Genomic DNA, 24,825 nt, shown 5'->3' with positions numbered 1-24,825 from the left:
ACTGGTGCGGGTATGCAACGCACGCTATAGACACCATCAGCCAGTTTCGTGTGGTCCTTCACGGGCCCAGCACAACAAGAATGGAGCAGACCTCATGGCAGCCCTCATCGCCCTTGGCCTTTGCTTTGGCCTTTTCGCGCTTTTCAACCTGATCGAGTTCAAGCGCCTCGACTAGAGCCTGACGACCAGCCCCCGGCACCGGAGCGTCCATGTCCGCCACCCTCCTTGATGTCCTGCTGCTGGTCATCGGCATCATCATCATACTGTTTGGCGGCGACTATCTGGTGCGGGGCGCCACGGCGGTCGCCAAGCGCACGGGCGTGCCCTCTCTGCTGATCGGCCTGACCATCGTCGCGTTCGGCACGAGCGCGCCGGAAATGGTGGTCAGCGTTTTTGCCGCGCTTGCCGGCTCTCCAGGCCTGGCCGTTGGCAATATTGTCGGCTCCAATATCGCCAATGTATTCCTGGTGCTCGGTCTGCCCGCCCTGATTGCCGCTATGGGCACAACGGCAAAAGGCGTGCGTACCAATGCGCTGATCGCGCTGGCCGCATCCTTGCTCTTCATCGCGCTGTGCTGGGACTGGGAAGCCAATGCGCCCGGCGCGCTCAGCCTGCTTGAAGGCGCCATACTGGCCGCGATGATCATCGCCTACATTGTCTATCTCGGCTTCGTGGCCATGGGGTCACGTGAAGATCCGATGGTGGCCGAACTGACCGGCGTGGACTCCATGGAGGGCCTGCCCAGGTCGGCGCTCGGAATCGGTTTCAGCTTGATTGTCGGCCTGGTTGCCTTGCCCATCGGGGCCAATCTGATCGTTGAAGGCGGCGCGAGCCTTGCCGTTACGCTCGGTGTCTCTGAGGCAGTGGTCGGCTTGACCCTGCTGGCCATCGGCACCTCGCTGCCGGAGCTGGCGACCTCTGTCGTCGCTGCCGTGCGCCGTCAGGCCGACATGGCCATCGGCAATGTCATCGGCTCCAACATCTTCAACATCTTCGCCGTGGGCGGCATTACCGGGCTTGCTGCAGGCGGGTTCTCCGGCGGCGTAGCCATCGACCCCAGCTTCTTCCGGCTTGATCTCTGGGTGTTTCTCGCCAGCGCGATCTTCATCACCCTGCTGGTGTTCTCGCGCAAACCGCTCGGGCGCATGACCGGGGCGGTCCTGCTGCTTGCCTATGGCGCCTATCTGGCTGCCCTGCTGTATTTCACGATGGGTATTGCCTGATCTGGCGTCAGCTGTCGGGGCCGATCTTGTAGTGCTGGCCGATGAGCATGACCGTGCCCAGCGCACCCGCAATGACCAGACCGATCCCGGTCCATAATTCCCAGCCCATCAGAATGACGATGAGGAGGCCCACGAGCCCCAGATCAAAGGGAATCGCCCAGATAAAGAGCTGGCGCAAGCTGATGCCGGTTGAGGGCCTTGGTTCATTAGCCATGACGGTTCAATACTCCGGTTCAGACTTGTAGGGCCAGCCCGGCGGCAGGTCATCGGGCATCTGGCCGGGGAAGGCAGGTGGGCGCTTCTCCAGAAAACTCATCACGCCTTCGCGCGCGTCCTCGCTCATGCCCCGGCGCAATATTGCCCGGCTTTCCAGCCGGTGCGCTTCCATCGGGTGCGTGGCGGCGAGCATCTGCCAGGCCAGATAGCGGTTCATCGAGACAGAAACAGGCGCGGCCGTCTCCACGATCAGCCGCGCGCGCTCATAGGCGCGCTCGAGCACCTTGTCTGCCGGTGCCAGCTCGCTCACCAGCCTCTTCTCCAGCGCTTCCTCGCTCAGAAAAGTGCGGCCCGTCAGACCCCAGTCCAGCGCCGTCTCGATACCCACCACGCGCGGCAGGAACCAGCTCGCACAGCCGTCCCAGGCAATACCGCGCTTGGTGAAGGGATAGGCCATTTTCGCGCCCGTCGCGGCAATGCGGATGTCCATCGGCAGGATCATGGTCGCGCCGATACCTACCGCAGAGCCATTGATGGCCCCGACAACCGGCTTGGCGGAGTTGAAGATGCGCAGGTTCAGCACGCCGCCGGAATCGCGCCATTTCGGATCGGTCTCGTCAAACTCGCCGCTGGCCGCCGCCTGCGCGACAGCGTTGAACGTCTCCGCGCCGGTGGAGAGGTCAGCGCCCGCGCAGAATGCCCTGCCCGCGCCTGTCACGATCACGCAGCGCACGTCCGGGTCGGCATCACTCTGGTCAAACGCGGCGACGAGTTCGCGGCCCATTTCATGGGTGAAGGCGTTCATCGCCTCCGGCCGGTTCAGCGTGATGAGCGCGATATGGTCTGCAACCGCGTAGGTAATCGTGGAATAGCTCATGGATGCTCCCCGGCGGGTCGATGTTTTCCCGTCAGGCTAGCGCACAAGCCGGTCAACGCCACCCCTTAAACGTTGAACTTGAACAGCATCACATCGCCGTCCTGGACCACATACTCCTTGCCTTCCTGGCGCAGCTTGCCCGCTTCACGGGCCCCTGCTTCGCCATTCAGCGCAACATAATCGTCAAAAGCGATGGTTTCTGCGCGGATGAAGCCCTTTTCAAAATCGCCATGGATCACGCCCGCCGCGCGCGGAGCCTTCCAGCCCTTGCGGATGGTCCAGGCGCGCGCCTCTTTCGGGCCGACAGTGAAATAGGTCTGCAGGTCCAGCAGTGTGTAACCGGCGTGGATCAGCCGGTTGAGGCCCGGCTCGGAAAGCCCCAGCGATTCCAGGTATTCGGCGCGCTCGTCGGCGTCCAGCAGCGCGAGCTCTGCCTCGATCTTGGCAGAGATGGTCACGCAGACCGCGCCTTCCTCGGCGGCGCGCTTTTCCACCGCCCGGCTCATCTCATTGCCGGTGGCCGCGCTCTCCTCATCCACATTGGCGATGAAGAGCACGGGCTTGGACGTGAGAAGCTGGAGCATGCGCCATTCGCGGCGCTGATCGTCAGGCACCTCGGCAAAGCGGGCTGGCTGGCCCTCGCGCAGCTTGTCCAGCGCCAGGTCGATAAGCGCCACTTGTGCCTTGGCGTCCTTATCGCCGGACTTGGCCTTCTTTTCCACGTTGGCGCGGCGCTTTTCGAGGCTTTCCATGTCGGCGAGCATCAGCTCGGTCTCGACGGTCTCGAAATCAGCCAGCGGATCGACCTTGCCAGCCACGTGGGTCACATCATCATCGACAAAGCAGCGCAGCACGTAAACGACGGCGTCCACCTCGCGGATATTGGCGAGAAACTGGTTGCCAAGGCCCTCGCCCTGACTGGCGCCTTTCACCAAGCCTGCAATATCCACAAAGCTCATCCGCGCCGGAATGATATTGGCCGAACCGGCAATGCTGGCGAGCTTTTCAAGGCGCGGCTCAGGCACCGCGACATCGCCGACATTGGGCTCGATCGTGCAGAATGGATAGTTCGCCGCCTGCGCGGCGGCGGTCTGGGTGAGCGCGTTGAAAAGCGTCGATTTGCCTACGTTAGGCAGGCCGACAATACCGCATTTGAAGCCCATGGATGGCCCCTGTCAGATATAAGGTTTCACAAAGCTGGCGTGGGGTTAGACGCGTGGGGGGCAAGCGTCAATGGAGCGGATGTTGTCAGGCGCGCATCACGTCTGTGTGCGCGAAATCCCCGCCCTTGAACAATAAAGGTTCGCCGGTGCTGGCCGCCAGCGCATAGGCGAAGCAGTCACCCAGATTGAGCTGGGCAGGATGACCTGACCCTTTTCCGTAGAGCCGGTAGGCTTGGCGGGCGATCAGGCCCTGTTCGGCGTTAGCCGGGATCAGCTCAAGGCCCAGCTCCTCCACAAGGCTGTCGAATGCCACCACGCTGTCAGGCACGCCCTGACGCTCCACCCGGATGGCGACTTCCATCCAGTTGATGACGGACATTTTTGGTCTTGGCTCAGCGATGATCTGGTCGAGGAATTGAGGCCCCTCAGGCTCGCGCAGGACAATGGCGAGGATCGCGGAAGCGTCCACGATCATTTCGGCAGGCCGATCTCGTCATAGAGGAGGTCGCCATGATCCAGCGAGTGACCGCTGCCCTCCATCCCGGCCGCGACGCGCTCCACCAGTGCCCGGATGCGGTCCTGACGGGCTGTCTCGCCCCTCTCGGCGCGCGCGATCTCAGCCTCCAGCGCAGCCCGCACGGCATCGGTGATCGTCTGGCCTTTAAGCTCGGCGAGCTTGCGGGCCAGGGCATCGGTTTGGGGATCCTTGATGCTCAGCGTCATGAGGCAACCTATATCTCATATCAGGTTGCCTGGCCAGCCTAACGCCCGCCGCAGGGAAACTCGTCTCCGCCAGCTAGAAGAAGCCCCCAGCTGGCGCGAACGCCGTCGAAGACCGGCTGCACTGCCTGAAAAGCCTCCGCCTCCGCCTCCAGCGTCAGCATGATGTCGGCGCCGCAGCGCGTGGTGGCGACACCCGTCCAGCGCCGGCCTGCATCACCGCCCATATAGGAGAGGGCTTCCACATCACCAGCCTGTTGGCGGTCGGAGGCGGTTGCTCCTGTCACCACCAGCGGCACACGGACATGGGCGCCGCGCCGGAATCCCGGCCCATCGAGACGCAGGATCAGCGCATCAAGCGTGTCATCGGGCAGGCCCGGCACACCGGATGGCTCCACCGCCACCGCGAAGGCCTCAATGCGGGCGTCCAGCCCCTCGTGGAGCAATGCGATGCCTGATCCATCCTCCAGCGGCAGATACCGCCAGCCTGCAGGCAGGGTAAGGGCGAAACCTCCCGCCTCATGGATATAGGGCAGCGCCCGTTCGGGCACGGCGCCCGGCTCCACGGCCGGCGCGGGTTGAAGCGTGAGGGCGAGGATGATCGCAGCAAGGCTCATGGGCGCAGTCTAGCGCCGCGAAGGCGCGCGACAAAGCGTGTTACTCGTCCGCGGCGCCCGGAGCGGGGGCAAGATGGGTGACGCGGGTCTGGAAGGCATCAAACTCTCCGCCTGCCAACAGCGGGAAGCTGCGGGCGACGGCGTCGGTCAGCGCGTCGAACCAGACGGCATCGGCTTTTGGAAAATCGGAGAGCACATAATTGGTGACCATGTTCTTGTCACCGGGATGGCCAATGCCGATGCGCCCACGCCGGAAATCCGGGCCGATATGGGAGGCAATCGAGCGGATGCCATTATTGCCACCATGCCCGCCGCCAGCCTTCAGGCGGAACTTGCCCGGTGCCAGGTCCAGCTCATCATGGAAGACCGTCACCGCCTCCGGGCCGACGCGGTAGAAATCGGCTGCCGCGCGCACGGCGAGGCCGGAATTGTTATAATAAGTCAGAGGCTTCATCAGCAGGGTCTTTTTCGGCCCGGCAATCGTCTGGACCAGGCCTTCGCTGATCGCAGCCTGAAACTTTTCCCGCCACGGCCCGAAGCCGTGCGTGGACGCAATTCCGTCAAGCGTCATGAAGCCCGCATTATGGCGGTTTTTCAGATATTTGCTTTCGGGATTGCCCAGACCGGCAATGATCAGCATGTCATGCCCCTTGCGAGCCTGTCCGGCACGGGCCGGTCATGAAAAAGGCGGCTGCAGGTCATCCCGCGCCGCCTTTTCAAAAAGTATAAGACGCCCGGCCGCACGCAGCGGCCAGCGCAAAGGCGACTAGTCCTCGTCGCCCTCGTCCTCATCAGCGCCCGTATCGGCATCTTCGCCTTCGACACCGTCTTCAATGACAGCGCGCGAGCCTTGCAGCGTCGCGATGGTGAAGTCGCGATTGGTGATCACCGGCTTCACACCCTCAGGCAGCGTAACGCTGGAGATGTGGATGGAATCGCCAATGTCATAGCCGGAAAGGTCGACCACGATCTCGCTGGGAATATTGCCCGCCTTGCAGCGCACTTCGATGTCGTGGCGCACGATGTTGAGAACGCCGCCGCGCTTGATGCCCGGAGCTTTCTCATCATTGATGAAGTGCACCGGCACGTTCAGCGTGATGACGGAGTTTTCTTCCACACGGTAGAAATCGATATGGACCGGCTCGTCAGTAACGGGATGGAACTGGATGTCGCGCGCGATCACCGGCTGGCGCTCGCCCTTGTGCTCGAGGTCGACCATCTGGGCAATCAGCTTGCCGGTATTGATGGCTTTCACCAGCTCGTTGCGCTTTACGCTGATCGACACAGCGCCGCGGGTACCACCGTAAAGGACACCGGGAACCAGGCCGGAGCGGCGCGCTTCACGGGCGCCACCAGTGCCGGTGCGCTCACGCACCTCAACGGAAACAACAATATCACTCATGGGGTCCGGTCCCTGTGGTAAATTCTGGTTTCAAACGCGTTCGCCGCCTGGAAGCGGGCGGCGCTCAAGCGAGCGCGGGCTATTAGCCGGTTTTTGCACGCCGTGCAACAGGGCGCAGTGAGTCTTGTTGACCCTGCCCTCTTGCTGGCAACCGCTAGTCAAACAGCTTGGAGACGCTTTCCTCGTTGGCGATACGCCGGATCGCCTCGGCCAGAAGCGGCGCGATGGAGACGGCGCGCACCTTGGCGCAGACGGCGGCCTTGTCGGTAACATCAATGGAATCGGTCACCACCAGCTCCTTGAGCACCGAATCCGTGATCCGGCTGGTGGCCTTGCCCGAGAGCACGCCGTGCGTGATGTAGGCGGACACCTCGGCAGCGCCATGGTCCTTCAGGGCGGCAGCGGCATTGCAGAGCGTTCCGCCGCTATCGATGATGTCATCAAAGATGATGCAGCGTCGGCCCGCCACATCACCGATAATATTCATCACCTCGCTCTCGCCCGCCTTGGGGCGGCGCTTGTCGACGATGGCGATGTCGGCGCCCAGGCGCTGGGCGAGCGCGCGGGCACGCACCACACCGCCAACGTCCGGCGAGACGATCATCAGGTCTGATGCATCGTAATGCCTGCGGATATCCTGCTCGAAGACCGGCGTGGTGAAGAGATTATCCGTCGGAATGTCGAAAAAGCCCTGTATCTGCCCGGCATGCAGATCCAGCGTCAGCACGCGGTCGGCACCCGCCTTGGCGATCAGATTGGCGACCAGCTTGGCGGTGATCGGCGTGCGTCCGCCGGTTTTGCGATCCTGTCTTGCATAGCCGAAATAGGGGATGACCGCCGTGATCCGCCGGGCGCTGGCGCGTTTGAGCGCGTCCATGCAGATCAGCAGCTCCATCAGATGGTCATTGGCGGGCTTGGAGGTCGACTGGATGAGGAAAACGTCCTCGCCGCGCATGTTCTCCTCGATGCGCACGAAGAGCTCGCCATCGGCGAAGGTTTCGATCTCGACATTGGAGAGCGGAGCGTCGAGATAATTGGCGATTGCCTTGGCCAGGGGCCGGTTGGCGTTGCCGCTCATCAGTTTCATCGAAAGCTTCCCCTCGCGCTGGCCGTGATGGGCGCGCTCATAGCAGACAGTTGGGCGTATCGAAAGCGCCGCAGCCGTGTTTGTGCACCGCAGGCCATATCCCGTACACGGATTATCCGGTGAACGGCTCCAGACCGGGCGGGGCGGGCATGCCCGGCGCACTAAGGGCTATCACCTTGAACAGAACGCCCATCTCCTCGCCCGCCGTCAGCCGGTGAAGCTGGCGGGCGATCACGCCGCGCTGGTCTGGCCGGGATGCCGCGAGCGCGGCGGCGCGCTGCTCCATGCCCAGACTTTTCAGGAACGCACCCTGCTCCACCGGACCATACACATCCAGCCCTGCGGCACGGGCGCGCTGCGCCAGCGTGTCAAAATCCACCCGCGCGGTCAGGTCCGCCGTGCCGGGCGCATCCAGCGGGTCCACTTTCTGGTGCTCCCGTATCGCCTGCAGCGTATCGCCGGGCTCGGACAGGGACGGGCCGTAATCAATAAACAGGGCATGGCCGGGATGGTCTGAGAAACGCGCAGCAAGTGCGTCCACAACTTGCGCATCACCGGGGCGCAGCTCGACCAGCGTGCCGTCCGGGCTGTCGCGCAAAGCCTCAGGGATGAAGGGGTCATCCTCAGCAATGACCGGCCCGGTGACGAAGGCGAACCGGCTCTCATCATCAGGGTGCAGCGTCACGCAGCGCTCCCGCCACTGGCCGTCCACCCGCACGGCCTGACGCACAGGCAGGCAGTCGAGAAACTCATTGCCGAAAATGATGGCCGGGCCTGCCGGAATGGTTTCAAGGCTCTTGGCCCACCCCACCGGCACGCCCGCCCTAGCCAGCGTCTGGCCTTGCACCATTTTCAGCGCGGCGCTGGCTTCGACCAGGCTGACTTTCAGGGCATCGGCAAAGCCCGGCACAGCCCGCGCAGCGCGCAGCATGTCGGCCATCATCGTGCCCTTGCCGGGACCCAGCTCGGCCAGAACAAGGCTCTCCGGGCTGCCCATGTCCTGCCAGCATTGCGCGGCCCACAGGCCCAGAAGCTCGCCGAACATCTGGCTGATTTCCGGCGCGGTGATGAAATCATTGCCAGCCCCGATAGGGTCGCGCGTGGCATAGTAGCCTGCCATCGGGTCAAAGAGCGCCTCCATCATGAAGACGGAGACCGGCAACGGCCCTTGCGAGGCCATGCGCGCGCGCAAGTTTGCCGCGATGCGCGCCGCCGGGTTGAACTCGTCCGCTTCAGTCACCGCTAGGGCCGGGATTTCTTGCGCTCAGGGCGCACCTCGCCCGGCACGGAGGCAGGCGGCGCCTTGAGCGAACGCCAGATGAGATACGCTCCGGCAGCGATCATCGGCACGCACAAGAGCATGCCCATGGTGACATAGCCCTGCAGCGCCTCTGGCATATGCCGGTCCGGCTCGCGGAATACCTCCACGAACGCGCGGAATACGCCATAGCCTGCGAGGAACACGCCGGTGACGAGACCCGGCCGCGAAAGGGCGCGGAAACGCCAGATCAGGAAGGCGATGAGCGCCAGCAGCACAGCGCCCTCAAGGAAGGCCTCGTAAAGCTGGCTGGGATGGCGCAGTGCGCACAGCGGATCATCGGCAAAGCGCATCGCCCAGGGCAGATCGGGTGCGGGCCGGCCCCACAGCTCGCCATTGATGAAATTGGCCAGACGCCCCAGCAGAAGGCCGATGGGGGTAGCCGCCGCCACGGCATCAGACACATTCAGCAGCGGGATTTTCCACAACCGTGCGGTGACGATCATGGCCAGCATGACGCCGATCAGGCCACCGTGGAAGCTCATCCCCCCTTCGGTGATGCCGGTTATGACCCACAAGGGGCGCTCCCAGAGCGCGCTGGTCTGGTAGAAGAGGACATAGCCGACGCGGCCGCCGACAATGACGCCCACCATCACCCACAGCATCAGCTCCTCGACATAGGCCCGGTCCATGGGCGCGGCCTTCGGGCTGGCATGTGTGGTCCACAGGCGCGGCCGGGCAATCAGCTTGAGAACGTAAAACAGGCCGAGGAAGAAGCCAGCAATGTAGGCCAGCGCGTACCAGCGCAGCGCAAACGGGCCGATCTCGAAGATGACCGGGTCAATCAGGTCGAAACTCGCGGGGCACGGGGCCATGTGGCGTATCGTCTCCAGAGCGGCGTTAACGGTGAAATCTGCGGGGCGGACATTGCGTTGGACGGGCCGAAAGGCCTATATCCTGACCTCTATACCAGCAAGGACCGTCTTGTCATGCAGACGCGCAACCCCGTTTTCACTGATCTGGCTGATCTGATGACCGATGCCTTCGGCGCAGCGCGTGCTGCGGGTGATGAGGCGCGATCGGTTTTCCGGGCGCAGGCCGAACGGGTGGCCGCTGACATGGATCTCGCTTCGGGCGAGGAAGTGCGCGCCTTGCACGCGATCATCGCCCGGCAGGGCGAGGAAATCGAATCACTTAAAGCCCGTCTGACGGCGCTGGAGGGCAAAAAGCCTGCTCCCTCGCGCGCTGCGGCGGCTTCGAAGCCAAAGCCCGCTTCGAAAAAGGCTTCCAGCTGAACGGCTTAATTTCAAACCCTTGCACACCGTTGCGCACTCTGCCCGGAGCGGCTTACCGTCGCAGCAAGGGACGAGGCCGGCATGTGCTCTGAGGGAGGCGCAATGATGGATCTGCATACCGAAACCTACATTCAGACAATCGATCCGCTGGAAAGCGTGGAGCAGGCGGTCATCGCCGAGCAATACGCCTATGAGCGCGATGATACCGAGCTGCACATGGCTGTACCCGGTGAGTGGCGCGACCATCAGGTCTGGTTCGCCTGGCGCCCGGAGCTGGACGTGATGCATGTCTGTGCCAGCCTTGAGCTGAAAACGCCGCAGGCACGCTTTCGCGAGGTCTGCGAGCTTGTCACCCGCCTCAATGAGCGCCTCTGGCTTGGCCATTTCGATGTCTGGGCCGAAGACGGTTCGGTGGTGTTCCGCCACGCCCTGTCGCTGGCTGGCGGCGAGACGGTAAGCCCGGCGCAGGCCGCCGCCCTGATCGTGGCTGCCCGGGAGGCCGGCGAACGGCTCTATCCGGCGTTCCACTACCTCGTCTGGGGGGGCAAGAGCGTCGAGGAGGCTGTCGCCGCCGCGATGTTTGACACGGCCGGGGAGGCCTGAAGGTCACGACCATGTCTGCCAGCAACGAACGTACAGGCAAGGTCGCACTTATCGGTGCAGGCCGGATGGGGCTGGCTTTGGCCGCTGGCTGGCTGCGCGCGCGCCGGGGCGAGCTGGATTGCGATACGCTGGTCATCGTCGAGCCAAACCCGTCTGATGAACTCAACGCGCTCGCTGGCAAGCATGGCGTCAAGGTGCTTCCTACGCTGACCAAGAGCGCGGCAAGCGGCCTTGACCGCGTGGTGCTGGCCGTAAAGCCGCAGGCGCTGCCAGCTTTGGGTGAAGACCTTGCCGGGAAACTGCCCCGCGATGCGCTGATTATCTCCATCCTCGCCGGAGCGGGGCTGATCGGTCTGGGGCGCCTTTTTCCCGGCCATCCCATCGTGCGCGCCATGCCCAACACGCCCGGTTCCATCGGTAAGGGCATTTCCGTCGCGATTTCCAATATCGAAGCCGACCCGCCCCATTTCCGCGCCGCCACCGACGCACTCCTGAAAGTGCTTGGCAGCGTGGAATGGGTTGAAGACGAACGCATGATGGATGCCGTTACAGCCGTGTCCGGTTCCGGCCCGGCCTATGTGTTCCTCATGTGCGAAGCGCTCGCGCGGGCGGGAGAAGCCGAAGGCCTGCCCACAGAGCTGGCCGAGAAACTCGCCGTCGCCACTGTCGCCGGTGCCGGCGCGTTGCTGGAAGACGGCCATAAGCGCAAGACAGCGGACGCGGCAGCCTTGCGGCGTGCGGTTACGTCCCCGGGCGGCACCACGCAGGCCGCTCTGGACGTGATGATGGCCGGTGGAGGCCTGCCCATGCTGGTGCGCAACGCCGTGTCCGCCGCCGAGCGCCAGTCACGCAAGCTCGGCAGCGCGCTCTAGGGCCGCTAGGCGGGTATCCACAAAACCGCTTTCAGTCCGCCCAGCCCGCTGCGCTCCAGAAACACATCGCCGCCATGGGCACGTGCTGCATCGCGCGCGATGGCCAGCCCCAGCCCGACACCGGTCGTATTGCTGTTACGCGCAGGATCCAGACGGCTGAAGGGCCGGAAGGCTTCCTCGTACAGCTCGGGCGGAATGCCCGGCCCGTCATCCTCGACGCGGAACTCAATGCGCCCGCCGGTGTCTACCAGTGACAGGCTTACCGTATTGCCGTGCGCGGCGGCGTTATTGACGAGATTTGATACTGCTCTGGTCAGGGTGCCGGGACGCACCTCGCGGGTCAGAACATCCGGCACGTCCAGCGAAATCATGCAGCCCGAACGCCCGGCCTTTGCCGCCAGCGAGCGGCAGAGTTCAGCCAGATCGGTGTAAGCGCTTTCTTCGCCGCTCTGGCCGCGCGCAAATGCCAGATACTCGTCCAGCGCCATTTCCATCTCGGCGATGTCCTGGATCGCTGCCTCGCGGTCAGGTCCGGCTGGCATCATGGCGAGCTGCAGGCGCAGGCGCGTCAGCGGCGTACGCAGATCATGGCTGACGCCTGCCAGAAGGGCCGTTCTCTGCTCGACATAACGCACGAGGCGTTCGCGCATATCGATGAAGGCGGTCGCGGCCTGGCGCACCTCTCGCGCGCCAGCGGGGCGGAAACCGGCCGTGTCCTGCCCGCGCCCGAACGCCTCGGCGGCGGCGGCAAGGCGCTGGATAGGCTTTGCCTGATTGCGGATGAAGATGATGGATACCGCGCTGAGAAGCGTGGAGGCACCGACGATCCACAAGATGAAGATATGCCCCGTGGTGGCGAAAGCCCGCTCTCGCGACGCGATGAAGCGCAAGACGCCTGCATCCACCTGCACGCGTATGTCGACATATTCGGGATAGCGCGTGGTGTCGAACCAGAACTCGTTATCGAGCCGCGCGGTCAACGCACGGCGCAAGGAGCGGTCGAGCGCCCGGAAAAAGGCCGTGCGCCGGCTGGTCGGCAACACATCGCCCTCCCGCATATCCACCGACAGGCCGACCGTCTCGAAGGCAAGGTTGGCAATTGGATCAACTGATTCCGGGCCGGAGCGTTCGACCAGGGCAGTCACCAGTGCGACGTCACCAGCCACACTCTCAGACAGTCGCGCCGTGACTGTCTGCCAGTGCTCCTCGAAAAAGGACCAGGTGACGGCCACCTGCATAATCGCCACCGGCAGGACGATGATGAGCAGAGAGCGGCCGAACAGGCTCGTCGGCAGATAGCGCTTGAATGCAAGCCTCATGGACGCGCGCTCACTTTCCTGCCGGGGCCTCGAATACCGGCTCGGCCACCAGCTTATAGCCTTCGCCACGCACCGTCTGGAGGAAAACAGGATTTTTCGGATCATCCTCGATCTTGCGGCGCAGACGCGTCATCTGCACGTCAATCGCGCGTTCACCTGCGCCGCCTGCCGCCCGTTCGGACAGCAGGAAACGGTCGACAGGCTCTCCGGGCGACTGGGCAAGGGCTGTCAACAGGGCCGCCTCGCCGCCGGTCAGGCGCACACGGGCCTCGCCCTGCAGGAGCTGGCCGGTTTCCAGCTCGAATATCCAGCTGCCGAAGCGAACGCGCCTTGCCCCCAGCTTCTTGGGAATCATGCGGCGCAGAATTGCCTGCACGCGCAAGATCAGCTCCTCGGGCTCGAAAGGCTTGGCCAGATAGTCGTCGGCGCCCAGTGACAGGCCCTTGATCCGGTCTTCGGGTTCGCCGCGCGCGGTCAAAAGCAGGATCGGGCAATCATGGGCCTCGCGCACGGCACGCGTCAGTTCAAATCCGTCCATGCCGGGCATCATCACATCGAGGATGAGCAGGTCAAAGGCGAGCGAACGCAACATGGACAGCGCCTTGTCCGCGTTCGGGGCGGAGGATACGCGAAAGCCCCGCTCGCGCAGGAAGCGGCTCAGGAGTGTGCGGATACGGTCATCATCATCGACGACGAGTATATGGGTTTCAGGCGGCAGTCCGGTCATCCTCGCTCCGCTATGCCTGCAAAGTCAGCGCCGAGGATGGACCGAATTGCCCGGCCCACAAAGTGGCAGGATGTTACGCAGCATTTCAGCCCGGCTTCACGCCGCGCGGATTCGCTCCAGGAAGCGCGACACATCCCCGCGCAGCCGCTCGGCCTGATTGCCGAGTTCAGCGGCCGCACTCACGACCGCACCGGCAGAGTTACTGGTTTCCTGCGCGCCGGAAAGCACTTCGGTGATGGTCTGCGAGACCATGCCGGAGCTTTCGGCTGACTGGTTGGTGTTGCGCTCGATTTCGGCTGTTGCCGCGCTCTGCTCTTCGACCGCCGCCGAGATGGAGGCTGACACGCCCGTTACCTGCTCAATCGAGCCGGACATGGCCTCGATCGCCTTAACCGCCGTGTTGACGACCGACTGAACATTGGCGATCTGGCTGGAAATGTCCTCGGTAGCCTTGGCAGTCTGCGCGGCCAGGGATTTCACTTCCGAGGCCACCACAGCAAACCCCTTGCCTGCTTCGCCTGCACGGGCGGCTTCAATCGTGGCGTTCAGCGCCAAGAGGTTGGTCTGCTCGGCCACCTTCTCGATCAGGCTGACTATCGTGCCGATACGCTCGGCCGCCGCGGACAGCTCGGCCATGGTCTCTGCGGTCTTGCGGGCCTGGTCGCGCGCCTGTGAGGATGCGCCAGCCGCTTCGCTCGCGCGCTCGGATATCTCGCCGATGGCACGCGTCAGCTCGCCAGCCGCCTGGGCGACCGTTCGGGCGGCCACACTGGCTTCCTCGGAGGCGGCCGCTACGCTGGAGGAGCGGTCGGTTGTCCCTTCAGCCGTCTGCGCCATCGCCTTTGCCGTCGTTGACAGTTCTTCAGACGCTGCCGCCACAGACGACACAATGGCCGAAACCGTCTTTTCAAACTCGCCCGCGAGTGCGTCGCGCTCGGCCGCCTTGGCGTTCGCGGCACACGACTCGATCGTGGACATGCACAGATCCATATCCAGCATGGTCGCTTTGACCAGCGTGTCCAAAATGGCCTCGAGCTGCTCTTCCTTGCCACGGTTGCGAATGGGACTTTTGCCCGACAATGACCGGCGGGTAATGGCTCGCACCAGCCCCCCAAGAATCTTCGCATAGCCGCCAAAATACCAGGCAGGTTTCAGGCCAAGGCGGGCATGGGTCTCGCCAATACGCCTAACCGAGTCCAGATAGTCCTGCCCGTAATCCGCCGCACAGATGCGCAGCCAGTGTTCGAGCTGCTTCTGGCGGGCATGGCTGCGCATCTCCGCACTCTTGAACATCACGTCCACTTCAGGGTGCTTGGAGATATCCAGATAGAACTGGTCCAGGATCGCCGGCAGCTCTGCTTCAACCAGCGGCCTCGCGGCGCGCAGGCGTTCACGGTCAGCGTCTGAAAAACTGAGAAATTCAAAACGTTCGGTCAAATCGACAATCGCCATGCTCATGGAAACACTCCGCCTTTTCAGACGGCAGAGCCGCACACTCGACCGCCATGGTGAAAAAACCATGAACGTAGTTAACGGCCACTAAACCGTGTAGCATAAGATATGCCTACTTATGGTTGTTAGTCGAAATTGCCCGGCGCAGATAGGGTATCGCACTCCAGACGGTAAGTGCCGCGCATAGCCAGACCCCGCCAACCCAGATGTAGAACCAGTCTCTTACCTCCGTGAAACCGGCCGCCACGAGCATGAAGGGAAGCGCGACCACAATCATGGTCAGAGCCGTCTTGGCCTTGGCATCACTGGTGACGGCATAGGCGCCTTCGGCGCGCGGCGGACCCGCCAGACGCAGCCCCGTGACGATGATGTCACGCAGCAGGATAATGCCGACGGGAACGGCCAGCGCCGGATTGCCTCCGGCCAGGAAAGTGTAGGCCACCAGATAGGCGCCCGTCAGCACTTTGTCGGCTATGGGATCAAGCAGGGCGCCCAGTGAGCTGGTTGCGCTGAAACGCCGCGCCAGCCAGCCATCCAGCCAGTCGGTAAGGGCTGCCGCCACGAAGATCAGCCCGGAGAGGACGGCATAGAAAACCGCCGCCTCTTCCAGCGCCGCACCTGCGCTCTGCAAGAGTAGCCAGGCGCCGGCAAGGCCGCCAACGCCGCGCAGCACCGTCACCAGATTGGGAATGTGGCGCAGCATGGCCTGTCTCCTACCCCTGCTCGTGGAAATGATCGTAAATCTTGCGGGCCAGCGCCTTTGAAACACCTTCAACCGCTTCGAGATCGGCAAGGTTCGCCCGCGAGACAGCCCGCGCCGACCCGAAATGCTTCAGGAGCGCAGCACGCCGCGAGGCGCCAATCCCGGCAATGTCGTTGAGCGGGTTATCCTTGATCGCCCGGCTGCGCGCGGCGCGGTGGCCGGTGATCGCAAACCGGTGCGCCTCGTCGCGCAGGCGTTGCAGATAGTAGAGCACCGGATCATTGGCCGGCAGGCGGAAAGGAGCCTTGCCCGGCATGTAGAAATCTTCCCGGCCCGCATTCCTGTCCGGTCCCTTGGCGACGGCGGCGAGCGGTATGTCAGCCATGCCAAGCTCTTCCATGACGGCCATCGCTGCCGAAAGCTGGCCCTTGCCGCCATCGACCAGAACGAGACCCGGCACAGGCGCGCCCTCCTCACGCTCTTTCGCCAGACGCGCGAAGCGCCGGCGCAGCATGGCGGCCATCATGGCAAAGTCATCGTTGGTGGCCGCATCGCCGCCCTTCATGTTGAAGCGGCGGTACTGGGATTTCTCCAGCCCCTCCGGCCCTGCCACGATCATCGCACCGAGCGCATTGGAGCCCTGAATGTGGGAGTTATCGTAGACCTCGATCCGTTCAGGCCGGGTTTCGAGCGAAAAGACACGCGCCACGCCGTCGAGAAGCTGGGCCTGACTTTTGGACTCCGCCAGCGTGCGGCCCAACGCCTCGCGCGCGTTCGTCATCGCCTGATCGACAAGCTGGGTCTTGGTGCCACGCTGGGGTTTGCGGATTTCAACCGCGTGCCCCGCCCTCAACGACAGCGCCTCGGCCAGCAACTCGCCCTGTTCGGGCTCATGGGACACCAGCAGCAAGGCTGGCGCAGGCTTGTCCTCGTAAAACTGCGCGATGAAAGCGCCCAGCACGTCTTCCGGCCCCGCTTCGGCATCATGGCGCGGATAGAAGGCCCGGTTGCCCCAGTTCTGGCCTGCCCGGAAGAAGAAGACCTGCACACAGCTTTTGCCGCCCTCCTGATGGACGGCGATGACATCGGCTTCCTCGATGCCCTCCGGGTTGATGCCCTGGCTGGTGGTGACGGCGGCAATCGCGCGCAGCCGGTCCCGCAGGCGCGCGGCGCGCTCAAAGTCCAGCGCGTCTGCGGCCTCCTCCATGTCGGCCTGCAGGCGCTCGCGCAAAGCACCGGATCGCCCGCGCAGGAACTCGCGCGCCTCACCCACCAGATCGTCATAGCGCTCCGGCGCGATGAGATCGACGCACGGCCCGGCGCAGCGCTTGATCTGGTAGAGCATGCAGGGGCGCGAGCGCGCCTCGAACACGCTGTCGGTACACGTGCGTAAGAGAAACGCCTTTTGCAGTGTGTTGAGCGTGTGGTTCACCGCGCCTGCCGAGGCAAAGGGGCCGAAATAGTCCCCTTTCATCTTGCGTGCGCCGCGATGCTTGGTCAGCTGGGCCGATGCATGATCGGTGCGGATGAGGATGTAGGGGAAGGATTTGTCATCGCGCAATATGATGTTGAAGCGGGGTTTCAGCCGCTTGATGAGATTGGCCTCCAGCAGCAGCGCCTCGGTCTCGGTCGCCGTGACGACAAATTCCATGCTGGCCGTCAGCGCGATCATCAGCGCGATGCGGTTATTATGCCCGCCGGACTTGGCGTAGTTCGACACGCGCGATTTCAGCTGGCGGGCCTTGCCCACATAGAGCACCTCGCCGTCCGCGCCATACATGCGGTAGACGCCCGGCTTCATCGGCAGGCGCTTGACGTAATCGGCAATTACCTCCGGCCCGGAACGCGCAGACGCCTCGCTGGCGCGGCCAGGAGCGTCAGGCGTGTCTGCAGGCGGTGTCTGAGGCTTCTGTGCGCGGGCCATGAGGGAAAGATAGGCCGTCTTGCGCGCGGCGTCAGCGCCAGCGCTCATAGCTGACGCCGACAGAAGCGGCATCATCAAGCGCGGTCAGCTTGTCGATTCTAAGGGCGATACGCACAATGCGGGGATCGGCAAACATGGTATCGGCCAATGCCTGCGCCAGATCTTCGAGCAATTCATGATGCTGGCGGCCCACAACCTGGCGCACGGTTTCTGCCAGCGCGGCATAATTCACCGCATGGCCCAGATCGGCCTCCGGGTGAGCCGCTTCGCTGGCCACTTCGGCTTCGAGGCTGACAAGAATCGGCTGCTTGCGGCCGTGCTCGCTGGCATAGACGCCCACTTCCGCGTCCAGACGCAGGCCTTCCACGCGCACGCTCAGACGCTCCCCGCTCGCGGCGGGCTCTGCGCGTGCAGCAAGGGCTGCATCGGCATTGGCAGGCGTCAGTTTCATGCCGGAAATCCTGTTTGGCAGCGGAATGCGAGATTTCAGCTCAGGCGAGCTCTCGTACCACTTCATAACCGAGAGTGGGCCGGGCAACCGAAACTTTTCTCAGTCCGGGCCAGAGCGGGGCGAGGCGCTGCGCCACAAAATCGGCAATCGCTTCCATCGATGGGCCGGCCAGTCCCTCCACCTCATTGAGGAGGGCATGGTCCAGCGGCAGCGCCGCCGAGAACAGGTTTTCACGCAGCCGGTCAAGATCTTCCACGCCCGGCTCGGCCTGTACCCAGGCGCGCACCAGATAGGAATGGCCATGAATCTGGCGGCGCGTATCATCTTCATCCCCAAACGGGGTGAAGTGCGCGGCTTCGATATTCACCTGGGCAGAAATCAGCATCATGGCGCGCGCTCTATACTGCGAAGGGCGGTGCAAGGTAAGCCCTGCCCGCAGGTCGGGGCTTTCAACCACGCGCGCAAGGTTTAGTTTCGCCCCAGATGCAGGAGCATGACATGGCACAGAGCAAAGGGACGGCGCTGGTAACCGGCGGGGCCAAGCGTATAGGGCGCGCATTCTGCGAGGCGCTGGCCGAGGACGGCTATGCGATCGCCATCCATTTCAACCGTTCGCGCGATGACGCCGAAGCGCTGGCGCAGACGCTTGAGGGCAAAGGCGTAAAGGCTGGCGTGTTCGCCGCCGACTTCTCCGATGGTGCCAATGCCGAAACGCTGATGGAGGAGGCCGCCAAAGCCATGGGGCCGGTCAGCCTGCTGGTGAACTCCGCCTCGATCTTTGAAGATGACAGCGTGGAGAGCGTGAGCGCGCAGAGCTTCCGCGCGCATATGGAAGCCAACACGCTCGCGCCTATACTCCTGTCAAAGGCCTTCGCCGCGCAGGCTCCGGAAGGCGCGATGATCTTCAACCTGCTCGACTACAAGCTTTTCAACATCAACGCGGACTTCTACTCCTACACGATCTCCAAGGCCGCCCTGAAAGCCATGACGGAGATGCTGGCGCGCGCCCTCGCGCCGCGTATCCGTGTCAACGCGGTAGCGCCCGGCCTGACCCTGCCGAGCCCCTATCACGACGAGGCCACGTTCGAGCGGCTGCATGACGATAACCCTCTCAAATGCGGGCCGACGCCGGATGATCTGGTGCGCACGCTGCGCTGGTTCCTCGCCACGCCCTCGGTGTCGGGGCAGATCGTGTGCGTCGATGGCGGCCAACATTTCGACCCGCGCCTGACGCGTGACGTGTTCGGCGCGCTTGGCAGCTAGACGCTCGACGGAACTGTCCGCACCGCCTAACTAGAGAGGCTTCAGGACGTGGAAGGTTTTTGCGTCCTTCCTGTTCTGGACATCCTGCCGTGGCCCTCACCTCCCCCGATCCGAAGCGCCCGACGCTTGGCATGGCCGAGTTGATCGCGATGACGAGCGCGCTGATGGCACTCAATGCGCTGTCCATCGACATCATGCTGCCCGCCCTGCCCGATATTGGCCGGGCGTTTGATGCGATGGGCAATGAGCGCCAGCTGGTCATCACCTCCTATGTGCTCGGCTTCGGGATTGCGCAGATTTTCTACGGACCGCTGGCCGATGCGCTGGGCCGGCGCACGGTATTGCTGGCCTCTCTGGGCGCATACTCGCTGGCAACGCTGCTATGTCTGGCCGCGCCTGACTTTGGCTGGATGCTGGCCGCGCGCGCACTGCAGGGCGCCGCGGCAGCCGGTACCCGCGTCATCGCGACCGCCGTCGTGCGTGACCTCGTTTCCGGGCGCAAGATGGCGCAGATCATCTCCATCGCCATGACCTTCTTCATGGCCGCGCCCATTCTCGCGCCCGGTCTGGGCCAGGCCATCCTTCTCATTGCCAGCTGGGAATGGATCTTTGCCGCCCTGCTGGCGGGCGGCGGGCTGCTATGGGGCTGGATGCTGGTACGCCTGCCTGAAACCCTCAGCATCGAAAACCGCATCCCGGTTCGGATCGGGTCGGCGGCGAAGAGTTACTGGCTGGCGGCCAAAAACCGCATCACGCTCGGCTATATGATGGCCGCGGCCTTCATCTTTGGCGGGCTGTTTGCCTTCATCGCGACCGCCGAACAGGTGATGGGCGAGCTTTACGGGCTGGAAGTGTGGTTCGCGCTGGCCTTTGCCGGTATCGCAGCGGGCCTGGCCGTCGCCAACATCATCAATGCGCGCATCGTGCAGCGCTATGGCATGCGCCGGATTTCCCACTGCGCGATTATAGCCTTCATCATCATCAATGGCGGGCATGCGCTCTATGCGCTGATATCCGAACCACCCTTCTGGCTGTTCTACCCGCTGCTGACGCTGGGCATGATGCTGTTCGGGATGATGGGGGCGAATTTCTCCGCGCTGGTCATGGAACCGGCCGGCAAGCGCGCAGGTACGACGTCGGCGCTCTACGGATCGGTGACAGCGATTGGCGGGGCGATCCTCGGCTCGCTCATCGGTCAATCCTTCGACGGCTCGGTCTTTCCCCTGCTGGCGGGCATGGCGGCCCTTGGCGTGATCGCCTTCGTGATCGTGGCAATTACCGAGCGCGGTCAATTGTTTGGCGTAGGCGAGGCCGAGCCAGACATCCCGCCGAGTTAGGCAATCTGTCCACAGGGGGTGCTTTCGGGCATAGTATGGGCGGGTTCACCTTACCGGAGACCCGCCATGCCGACCCGTCACGTGCTCACTGTTCATGGCTGGAGCGCCCGCGATACATCGATGGGCAAGCTGGCCGGATTCCTCGGCGGACAGGGCTTCGCCGTGGAGCATGTCTGGCTGGGCGGCTACCCCTCCATGGCCGACGAGGTGCATCTGGCCGATAGCGCGCGGCGGCTCGGTCAGCTTGTCGCCGAGATGCAGGCCGATGGCAGGCTGGGCCCGCGCTTCCATGTCATCACCCACTCCACCGGCGCGCTGGTCGTGCGCCAATGGCTCGCCTTTGAACACGCGGGCGGCGGCGCGCCGGTTGATAATCTCGTCATGCTGGCTCCGGCCAATTTCGGCTCGCCGCTGGCGGTGATGGGCCGCTCTGCGCTGGGGCGGCTGATCAAGGGGTTTGGCAACAGCTTCCAGACCGGCACCGAGTTCCTGCATGCGCTGGAGCATGGCTCGGCCCTGCAGGAGCGTCTGGCTCTGTCTGACCGGCTATCGCGCGAGGGCGACCGGAAGAGCGTTTTCAGCGAGGCGGGCACACGGCCCTATGTCATTACCGGCCTCGATGTCTTCCGGCCGATGGGCATTCTGGGCGAAAGCGCCTGGGACGGCACAGTACGCGCCGCCAGCGCCCATATCGACCCGCAGGGGGTGACGGTTGATTTCAGCCAGCGCGGCGATGACGGCCTGCCCTGGCGGCGCTTGTGGACGCGGCGCGGTCCGGACAGCACCGCCTTTGCCGTGCTGCCCGACCGTCATCATCTCAACATCACCGAGCCCTCAGAACGCGGCGATACGGGCGCAGGGCGGCTGGGGCGAATGATCCTGCAGGCTTTGCGCACCGATGACGCCAAAGGCTACCGGCAGGTGCGTGATGACTGGAGAGCGGTCAATGCCGCGACCCGCACGCTGGTCCAGCCCGATGCCGAAGCCCGCCGCGCTAGTCTCGATTCAGAAGAGGATATGGCGCCAGACACCTTCAATGAGCATTATCAGATCGTGTTCTCGGTGCGCGATGATACCGGCCTGCCGGTCAATGATTATTTCGTCTGGCTGACCACACCCACCGAAAACGAGCTTGCCTCGGGTCTGGGTGCATCCGTTTCAAGGCCGGAGGAATACGCGCTGCGCCACGTACTGAAAAAAGTGCATGTGAACCGGCGCGATGCCTCGCGGCGCGTCTTCCATATCGACCGGCGCGAGCTGATGAAGCAGGGCGGGCTGAAATCGGCGATGACGCCGGCCCGCCTGCCTTTGCTGGCTGCGGGGCTCTCTGCGCCGGCACCCGGCAGGCTTATCAGTTATTTTGAACGCGGCGATGCCATGGGGTCGGGCCTCATCCCGCTGCGCAGCCTGACCGGCGACGGGGAACAATTCCTGAAACGCTACGCCACCCATTTCATCGAAGTGATCGTGCCACGCCGCCCCGATGAGAGCGTGTTCACGGTGCGCGCGAGCCGCTAGGGCCTGGACTTTTCTTTCGTGAACTCCCGGCCAAGCGAAGCGCAGAGCCGGGACCTCGGGCAGGAGAAGCGGAGAGAGGCCCCGGATCGCTTCGCGTCCGGGGTTTCAGGAAGTGAGAACCCCTAGCTCTCCCAGCTCGCCGCCATCTCATCGGTGACAATGCCATCGAGGCGCCAGCCTGCACCCTCACCCTGTCTGAGCACCTCGCAGAGCCACGGCATCAGCACCAGCAGATCGGCTTCGAGCGTGTGGGGCGGGTTGATGATGACGAGGCCCGCTCCAGCAAGCTTGCCCTCGCTTTCCAGATCACGCACCCACATATCGGCGCGCAGAATGGATGACGGCTCCACATCGCGCTCGGTGACCAGCCACTCGGCCAGCCCCTCGTCAAACCGGTCGAGCGACCAGATATCCTTCATCGGCCGCCAGAAGACAAACGTACCCGATGGCCAGCGCTCCAGCCCCTTCATCGCGGCCTCGGCAAGGCGCACAAACTCGTCGCGGCTTTCAAAGGGCGGATCGATGAGGACAAGGCCCCGCTTCTCGCGCGGCGGCAGCAGGGCTTTGAGCGCCTTGTAACCGTCGCGCTGCTCCACTTTCACCCGCGCATTGAGCGCATAGCGCTTGTCGAGCGTCTTTGAGTCCGCCTCGTGCAGTTCGCACAAATGCACCCGGTCAGCGGGACGTATCAGCCGGGCGGAGACTTCCGGCGAGCCGGGATAGGCGGTGAGGTCTGCGCCCGTATTCATAGCCTTGATGATACGCAGCAAGGGTGCCAGCACGCGCTCCACATCTGCGGGACAATCCGCCTCCATCACCCGGCCAATACCCTGCTGCCATTCCGGACTGCGCCGTGCGGCATCGCTGGTCAGGTCATAGGCGCCGATCCCGGCATGGCTGTCGATGACGGCAAATGGCTTGTCCTTGCGTTTCAAATGCTCAAGGCACAGCGCCAGCACGGCGTGCTTGAGCACATCGGCAAAGTTTCCGGCATGGAAGGCGTGGCGGTAATTCATGGGATGAGTTTCTAGGCGGGCAGGCGAGGCCACGCAATTGTGAACGCGCATCCGCATTGACGCGTCAGGCATCGCGGCTAGCCTGCCCGCCAGATCACAACGGCACCACAGCCGTACCGGGGAGGCATCATGATCAGATCCATCGCAGCAGGGCTTGCAGCCCTTGTCCTTGGAGTTTCCGGCGCAGCCGCACAGGCGCCCGATACAGCAAACGATCCACGCGAACCGCGCGTGTTTGAAAGCCGCGGCGAGGTTACTGCCAACGGCCAGCGCGTGCGCTACCGGGCGGTCGCCGGCGAGACCTTCCTGCGTGATGACGAGGGGAAAGCAACCGCCGCCATCTTCTCCACGAGCTATATCCGCGAAGGCGTGTCTGATCCGCGCACGCGGCCCGTAGCCTTCATCTTCAATGGCGGGCCGGGTTCGGCCTCGCTCTGGCTGCATATGGGCGTGTTCGGCCCGGTCCATCTGGTCCTGCCCTCCGAGGCCGAAGACGATGGCGCGGCGCCTTATGACATCCGCTCCAACCCGCATTCACTGCTGGATTCAGCCGACCTTGTTTTCATCGACCCGGTGGGCACCGGCTATAGCCGCGCGCTGGGCGATGCCGACCCGGCCCAGTTCTGGGGCGTCAATGAGGATGCGCGCGCCATCGGCCAGTTCATCCGCATCTGGCTGACCGAGAACCGGCGCTGGAACTCGCCGAAATACCTGATGGGCGAAAGCTATGGCACGACGCGCATCGGGGCGCTGATGAACGAGCTGGAGCTGGGCTGGAACAATGTCGCCTTCAACGGTGTGGTGCTGATCTCGGTCGTCATGGAGATGGCCAATGCCCGGCCTGACAATCCGCTGGGCCTGACCGGACTGCTGCCGGGCTATGCGGCCACCGCCTGGTACCATAACCGGGTGGACCGCTCTGCCTGGAGCAATGATTTCAACGCCTTCCTGCGCGATGCGCGCGACTTTGCCACCGACGAGTTCCTGCCCGTCCTGTTGCGCGGCCATGATGTGGACGAAGCCCGCTTCAACGCCACTGCCGTGCGGATGGCAGAGCTGACGGGTCTGTCGGCAGACTATCTGCGTTCAGCCAGCCTGCGCGTGCCCTTGAACCGCTTCCGCACCGAGATACTGCGCGAAGATGGCCGCAGCGTGGGCCGGTTTGATTCCCGCTTTGCCGGGCTGGAGCCGGACTCCCTGCGGGAAAACCCCGAAGGTGATCCGTCGGGCTATGGCATCTCGGCGGGCTACACCGCAGCCATGCGCGAGCACTATACCCGCAATCTCGGCGTCAACATCCCGGACACCTATGTGACGCTCGGCGGGGTGCGCGACTGGAACTGGAATGCGGGCGAGGCCGGCGGCAACAACTCCTACCTCAACACCTCGATCTGGCTGGAGCGCGCCATGCGGCAGAACTCCGACCTGCGGGTGCTGGCCACCAACGGCATCTACGATCTCGCCACGCCCTTCTTCGGCACGGAGATGACCTTCAACCAGCGGGCCTATGACCCGTCACGCGTGACACTGACCTATTACGAGGCCGGGCACATGATGTATCTGCACCACCCCTCGATCGAGCAGCTGGCGCGTGATGTGCGCGAGTTCGTGGCCGCGGGTAACCGCTAGAATTTAGCAACAAGAAGTGAGGCCGGGCCGCTCCGGCGCGGGTCCGGCCTCGCCACAGACTTTATTTCAACGGCACGCCGTCCACAAAAAGCTTGCTGGAACGGAAGTGATTTGATGGACTGTCGCCCATCCGGATCACAGCATCAGGAACAT

28 protein-coding genes are annotated in these 24,825 nt (G+C 63.8%); 8 read left to right on the top strand and 20 right to left on the bottom strand.

Going from position 1 to position 24,825, the window contains the following annotated elements; all coding sequences use genetic code 11:
* Positions 1–58: 58 nt before the first annotated feature.
* Positions 59–211, bottom strand: coding sequence for a hypothetical protein (locus ACTIGC_RS02425; RefSeq protein ID WP_439632897.1), 153 nt, complete (start codon positions 209–211; stop codon positions 59–61).
* Between ACTIGC_RS02425 and ACTIGC_RS02420 the strand changes: the two genes are divergently transcribed.
* Positions 210–1,223, top strand: a complete 1,014-nt coding sequence (locus ACTIGC_RS02420) for a calcium/sodium antiporter (RefSeq protein ID WP_439632896.1) — start codon at positions 210–212, stop codon at positions 1,221–1,223. The genes ACTIGC_RS02425 and ACTIGC_RS02420 overlap by 2 nt on opposite strands.
* Before the next feature lie 7 nt (positions 1,224–1,230).
* On the opposite strand, the gene ACTIGC_RS02415 is transcribed toward ACTIGC_RS02420, so the two are convergent.
* From ACTIGC_RS02415 to lgt, 11 genes are all read right to left on the bottom strand, one after another.
* Positions 1,231–1,437 (bottom strand): hypothetical protein, encoded by a 207-nt coding sequence (locus ACTIGC_RS02415; RefSeq protein WP_439632895.1) that lies wholly within the window; start codon positions 1,435–1,437, stop codon positions 1,231–1,233.
* Between the two features lie 6 nt (positions 1,438–1,443).
* Positions 1,444–2,316: an enoyl-CoA hydratase-related protein gene (locus ACTIGC_RS02410; protein WP_439632894.1), complete on the bottom strand. Its 873-nt coding sequence runs from the start codon at positions 2,314–2,316 to the stop codon at positions 1,444–1,446.
* 65 nt (positions 2,317–2,381) lie between these two features.
* On the bottom strand, positions 2,382–3,479 hold the full coding sequence (gene ychF, locus ACTIGC_RS02405) for a redox-regulated ATPase YchF (RefSeq protein WP_439632893.1): 1,098 nt from the start codon (positions 3,477–3,479) through the stop codon (positions 2,382–2,384).
* Positions 3,480–3,564: 85 nt separating this feature from the next.
* On the bottom strand, positions 3,565–3,954 hold the full coding sequence (locus ACTIGC_RS02400) for a type II toxin-antitoxin system VapC family toxin (RefSeq protein ID WP_439632892.1): 390 nt from the start codon (positions 3,952–3,954) through the stop codon (positions 3,565–3,567).
* Complete coding sequence (locus ACTIGC_RS02395) at positions 3,951–4,202, bottom strand: type II toxin-antitoxin system VapB family antitoxin (protein WP_439632891.1); 252 nt, start codon at positions 4,200–4,202, stop codon at positions 3,951–3,953. Before ACTIGC_RS02395 ends, ACTIGC_RS02400 begins: the two co-directional genes overlap by 4 nt.
* A 38-nt stretch (positions 4,203–4,240) precedes the next feature.
* Positions 4,241–4,816 (bottom strand): hypothetical protein, encoded by a 576-nt coding sequence (locus ACTIGC_RS02390; protein ID WP_439632890.1) that lies wholly within the window; start codon positions 4,814–4,816, stop codon positions 4,241–4,243.
* A gap of 40 nt (positions 4,817–4,856) precedes the next feature.
* A complete protein-coding gene (gene pth / locus ACTIGC_RS02385) occupies positions 4,857–5,456 on the bottom strand; it encodes an aminoacyl-tRNA hydrolase (protein WP_439632889.1) in 600 nt (199 codons plus the stop codon).
* Between the two features lie 126 nt (positions 5,457–5,582).
* Complete coding sequence (locus ACTIGC_RS02380) at positions 5,583–6,218, bottom strand: 50S ribosomal protein L25/general stress protein Ctc (protein ID WP_439632888.1); 636 nt, start codon at positions 6,216–6,218, stop codon at positions 5,583–5,585.
* 154 nt (positions 6,219–6,372) lie between these two features.
* Positions 6,373–7,305 carry a ribose-phosphate pyrophosphokinase gene (locus ACTIGC_RS02375; RefSeq protein ID WP_439632887.1) on the bottom strand — a complete coding sequence of 311 codons (933 nt, stop codon included), beginning with the start codon at positions 7,303–7,305 and terminating at the stop codon, positions 6,373–6,375.
* Between the two features lie 112 nt (positions 7,306–7,417).
* Positions 7,418–8,545, bottom strand: a complete 1,128-nt coding sequence (locus ACTIGC_RS02370) for a class I SAM-dependent methyltransferase (protein WP_439632886.1) — start codon at positions 8,543–8,545, stop codon at positions 7,418–7,420.
* A 2-nt stretch (positions 8,546–8,547) separates the two neighbouring features.
* Positions 8,548–9,438, bottom strand: coding sequence for a prolipoprotein diacylglyceryl transferase (lgt, locus tag ACTIGC_RS02365; RefSeq protein ID WP_439632885.1), 891 nt, complete (start codon positions 9,436–9,438; stop codon positions 8,548–8,550).
* On the opposite strand from lgt, the gene ACTIGC_RS02360 reads away from it, so the two are divergent.
* The 3 genes from ACTIGC_RS02360 to proC all read left to right on the top strand — a co-directional run bounded on the left by ACTIGC_RS02360 (position 9,439) and on the right by proC (position 11,333).
* Positions 9,439–9,858, top strand: a complete 420-nt coding sequence (locus tag ACTIGC_RS02360) for an accessory factor UbiK family protein (protein ID WP_439632884.1) — start codon at positions 9,439–9,441, stop codon at positions 9,856–9,858.
* Between the two features lie 102 nt (positions 9,859–9,960).
* Complete coding sequence (locus ACTIGC_RS02355) at positions 9,961–10,461, top strand: YbjN domain-containing protein (protein WP_233352486.1); 501 nt, start codon at positions 9,961–9,963, stop codon at positions 10,459–10,461.
* An 11-nt stretch (positions 10,462–10,472) separates the two neighbouring features.
* Positions 10,473–11,333 (top strand): pyrroline-5-carboxylate reductase, encoded by an 861-nt coding sequence (gene proC / locus ACTIGC_RS02350; RefSeq protein WP_439632883.1) that lies wholly within the window; start codon positions 10,473–10,475, stop codon positions 11,331–11,333.
* A gap of 5 nt (positions 11,334–11,338) precedes the next feature.
* Here proC and ACTIGC_RS02345 read toward each other — a convergent pair whose 3' ends face one another.
* The 7 genes from ACTIGC_RS02345 to ACTIGC_RS02315 form a co-directional block, all read right to left on the bottom strand.
* Positions 11,339–12,652 (bottom strand): ATP-binding protein, encoded by a 1,314-nt coding sequence (locus ACTIGC_RS02345; RefSeq protein WP_439632882.1) that lies wholly within the window; start codon positions 12,650–12,652, stop codon positions 11,339–11,341.
* Positions 12,653–12,662: 10 nt separating this feature from the next.
* Positions 12,663–13,379 carry a response regulator gene (locus tag ACTIGC_RS02340; protein ID WP_127565416.1) on the bottom strand — a complete coding sequence of 239 codons (717 nt, stop codon included), beginning with the start codon at positions 13,377–13,379 and terminating at the stop codon, positions 12,663–12,665.
* 96 nt (positions 13,380–13,475) lie between these two features.
* Positions 13,476–14,837: a protoglobin domain-containing protein gene (locus tag ACTIGC_RS02335; RefSeq protein ID WP_439632881.1), complete on the bottom strand. Its 1,362-nt coding sequence runs from the start codon at positions 14,835–14,837 to the stop codon at positions 13,476–13,478.
* A gap of 106 nt (positions 14,838–14,943) precedes the next feature.
* Positions 14,944–15,534, bottom strand: a complete 591-nt coding sequence (locus tag ACTIGC_RS02330; protein ID WP_439632880.1) for a CDP-alcohol phosphatidyltransferase family protein — start codon at positions 15,532–15,534, stop codon at positions 14,944–14,946.
* A 10-nt stretch (positions 15,535–15,544) separates the two neighbouring features.
* Entirely contained in the window at positions 15,545–17,458 is a 1,914-nt protein-coding gene (gene uvrC / locus ACTIGC_RS02325; RefSeq protein ID WP_439632929.1) for an excinuclease ABC subunit UvrC, read from the bottom strand.
* Between the two features lie 31 nt (positions 17,459–17,489).
* Positions 17,490–17,909: a dihydroneopterin aldolase gene (gene folB, locus ACTIGC_RS02320; RefSeq protein WP_439632879.1), complete on the bottom strand. Its 420-nt coding sequence runs from the start codon at positions 17,907–17,909 to the stop codon at positions 17,490–17,492.
* 40 nt (positions 17,910–17,949) lie between these two features.
* Positions 17,950–18,297, bottom strand: a complete 348-nt coding sequence (locus ACTIGC_RS02315) for a 6-pyruvoyl trahydropterin synthase family protein (protein ID WP_439632878.1) — start codon at positions 18,295–18,297, stop codon at positions 17,950–17,952.
* Between the two features lie 110 nt (positions 18,298–18,407).
* Between ACTIGC_RS02315 and ACTIGC_RS02310 the strand changes: the two genes are divergently transcribed.
* The 3 genes from ACTIGC_RS02310 to ACTIGC_RS02300 all read left to right on the top strand — a co-directional run bounded on the left by ACTIGC_RS02310 (position 18,408) and on the right by ACTIGC_RS02300 (position 22,027).
* Positions 18,408–19,172 (top strand): SDR family oxidoreductase, encoded by a 765-nt coding sequence (locus tag ACTIGC_RS02310; protein WP_439632877.1) that lies wholly within the window; start codon positions 18,408–18,410, stop codon positions 19,170–19,172.
* An 89-nt stretch (positions 19,173–19,261) separates the two neighbouring features.
* On the top strand, positions 19,262–20,509 hold the full coding sequence (locus tag ACTIGC_RS02305) for a multidrug effflux MFS transporter (RefSeq protein ID WP_439632876.1): 1,248 nt from the start codon (positions 19,262–19,264) through the stop codon (positions 20,507–20,509).
* A 66-nt stretch (positions 20,510–20,575) separates the two neighbouring features.
* Positions 20,576–22,027: an esterase/lipase family protein gene (locus ACTIGC_RS02300; RefSeq protein WP_439632875.1), complete on the top strand. Its 1,452-nt coding sequence runs from the start codon at positions 20,576–20,578 to the stop codon at positions 22,025–22,027.
* A 122-nt stretch (positions 22,028–22,149) separates the two neighbouring features.
* On the opposite strand, the gene ACTIGC_RS02295 is transcribed toward ACTIGC_RS02300, so the two are convergent.
* Positions 22,150–23,043 (bottom strand): 23S rRNA (adenine(2030)-N(6))-methyltransferase RlmJ, encoded by an 894-nt coding sequence (locus ACTIGC_RS02295; RefSeq protein WP_439632874.1) that lies wholly within the window; start codon positions 23,041–23,043, stop codon positions 22,150–22,152.
* Between the two features lie 129 nt (positions 23,044–23,172).
* On the opposite strand from ACTIGC_RS02295, the gene ACTIGC_RS02290 reads away from it, so the two are divergent.
* Entirely contained in the window at positions 23,173–24,672 is a 1,500-nt protein-coding gene (locus tag ACTIGC_RS02290) for a S10 family peptidase (protein ID WP_439632873.1), read from the top strand.
* Positions 24,673–24,825: the final 153 nt, after the last annotated feature.

Origin of the sequence: Glycocaulis sp. (assembly GCF_051859565.1) — a bacterium.
In the GTDB taxonomy this organism is placed as follows: domain Bacteria; phylum Pseudomonadota; class Alphaproteobacteria; order Caulobacterales; family Maricaulaceae; genus Glycocaulis.
Note: the sequence above shows the minus strand (reverse complement) of the source record. Positions and strands in the feature narration are given on the sequence as shown.

What these genes read in the sequence shown, in the direction of transcription:
- ACTIGC_RS02420 (WP_439632896.1), top strand. Translation starts at nt 210, where the DNA reads ATGTCCGCCACCCTCCTTGATGTCCTGCTGCTGGTCATCGGCATCATC.
- ACTIGC_RS02425 (WP_439632897.1), bottom strand. Translation starts at nt 211, where the DNA reads ATGGACGCTCCGGTGCCGGGGGCTGGTCGTCAGGCTCTAGTCGAGGCG.
- ACTIGC_RS02415 (WP_439632895.1), bottom strand. Translation starts at nt 1,437, where the DNA reads ATGGCTAATGAACCAAGGCCCTCAACCGGCATCAGCTTGCGCCAGCTC.
- ACTIGC_RS02410 (WP_439632894.1), bottom strand. Translation starts at nt 2,316, where the DNA reads ATGAGCTATTCCACGATTACCTACGCGGTTGCAGACCATATCGCGCTC.
- ychF (WP_439632893.1), bottom strand. Translation starts at nt 3,479, where the DNA reads ATGGGCTTCAAATGCGGTATTGTCGGCCTGCCTAACGTAGGCAAATCG.
- ACTIGC_RS02400 (WP_439632892.1), bottom strand. Translation starts at nt 3,954, where the DNA reads ATGATCGTGGACGCTTCCGCGATCCTCGCCATTGTCCTGCGCGAGCCT.
- ACTIGC_RS02395 (WP_439632891.1), bottom strand. Translation starts at nt 4,202, where the DNA reads ATGACGCTGAGCATCAAGGATCCCCAAACCGATGCCCTGGCCCGCAAG.
- ACTIGC_RS02390 (WP_439632890.1), bottom strand. Translation starts at nt 4,816, where the DNA reads ATGAGCCTTGCTGCGATCATCCTCGCCCTCACGCTTCAACCCGCGCCG.
- pth (WP_439632889.1), bottom strand. Translation starts at nt 5,456, where the DNA reads ATGCTGATCATTGCCGGTCTGGGCAATCCCGAAAGCAAATATCTGAAA.
- ACTIGC_RS02380 (WP_439632888.1), bottom strand. Translation starts at nt 6,218, where the DNA reads ATGAGTGATATTGTTGTTTCCGTTGAGGTGCGTGAGCGCACCGGCACT.
- ACTIGC_RS02375 (WP_439632887.1), bottom strand. Translation starts at nt 7,305, where the DNA reads ATGAAACTGATGAGCGGCAACGCCAACCGGCCCCTGGCCAAGGCAATC.
- lgt (WP_439632885.1), bottom strand. Translation starts at nt 9,438, where the DNA reads ATGGCCCCGTGCCCCGCGAGTTTCGACCTGATTGACCCGGTCATCTTC.
- ACTIGC_RS02355 (WP_233352486.1), top strand. Translation starts at nt 9,961, where the DNA reads ATGATGGATCTGCATACCGAAACCTACATTCAGACAATCGATCCGCTG.
- proC (WP_439632883.1), top strand. Translation starts at nt 10,473, where the DNA reads ATGTCTGCCAGCAACGAACGTACAGGCAAGGTCGCACTTATCGGTGCA.
- ACTIGC_RS02345 (WP_439632882.1), bottom strand. Translation starts at nt 12,652, where the DNA reads ATGAGGCTTGCATTCAAGCGCTATCTGCCGACGAGCCTGTTCGGCCGC.
- ACTIGC_RS02340 (WP_127565416.1), bottom strand. Translation starts at nt 13,379, where the DNA reads ATGACCGGACTGCCGCCTGAAACCCATATACTCGTCGTCGATGATGAT.
- ACTIGC_RS02335 (WP_439632881.1), bottom strand. Translation starts at nt 14,837, where the DNA reads ATGAGCATGGCGATTGTCGATTTGACCGAACGTTTTGAATTTCTCAGT.
- ACTIGC_RS02330 (WP_439632880.1), bottom strand. Translation starts at nt 15,534, where the DNA reads ATGCTGCGCCACATTCCCAATCTGGTGACGGTGCTGCGCGGCGTTGGC.
- uvrC (WP_439632929.1), bottom strand. Translation starts at nt 17,458, where the DNA reads ATGGCCCGCGCACAGAAGCCTCAGACACCGCCTGCAGACACGCCTGAC.
- folB (WP_439632879.1), bottom strand. Translation starts at nt 17,909, where the DNA reads ATGAAACTGACGCCTGCCAATGCCGATGCAGCCCTTGCTGCACGCGCA.
- ACTIGC_RS02315 (WP_439632878.1), bottom strand. Translation starts at nt 18,297, where the DNA reads ATGATGCTGATTTCTGCCCAGGTGAATATCGAAGCCGCGCACTTCACC.
- ACTIGC_RS02310 (WP_439632877.1), top strand. Translation starts at nt 18,408, where the DNA reads ATGGCACAGAGCAAAGGGACGGCGCTGGTAACCGGCGGGGCCAAGCGT.
- ACTIGC_RS02300 (WP_439632875.1), top strand. Translation starts at nt 20,576, where the DNA reads ATGCCGACCCGTCACGTGCTCACTGTTCATGGCTGGAGCGCCCGCGAT.
- ACTIGC_RS02295 (WP_439632874.1), bottom strand. Translation starts at nt 23,043, where the DNA reads ATGAATTACCGCCACGCCTTCCATGCCGGAAACTTTGCCGATGTGCTC.
- ACTIGC_RS02290 (WP_439632873.1), top strand. Translation starts at nt 23,173, where the DNA reads ATGATCAGATCCATCGCAGCAGGGCTTGCAGCCCTTGTCCTTGGAGTT.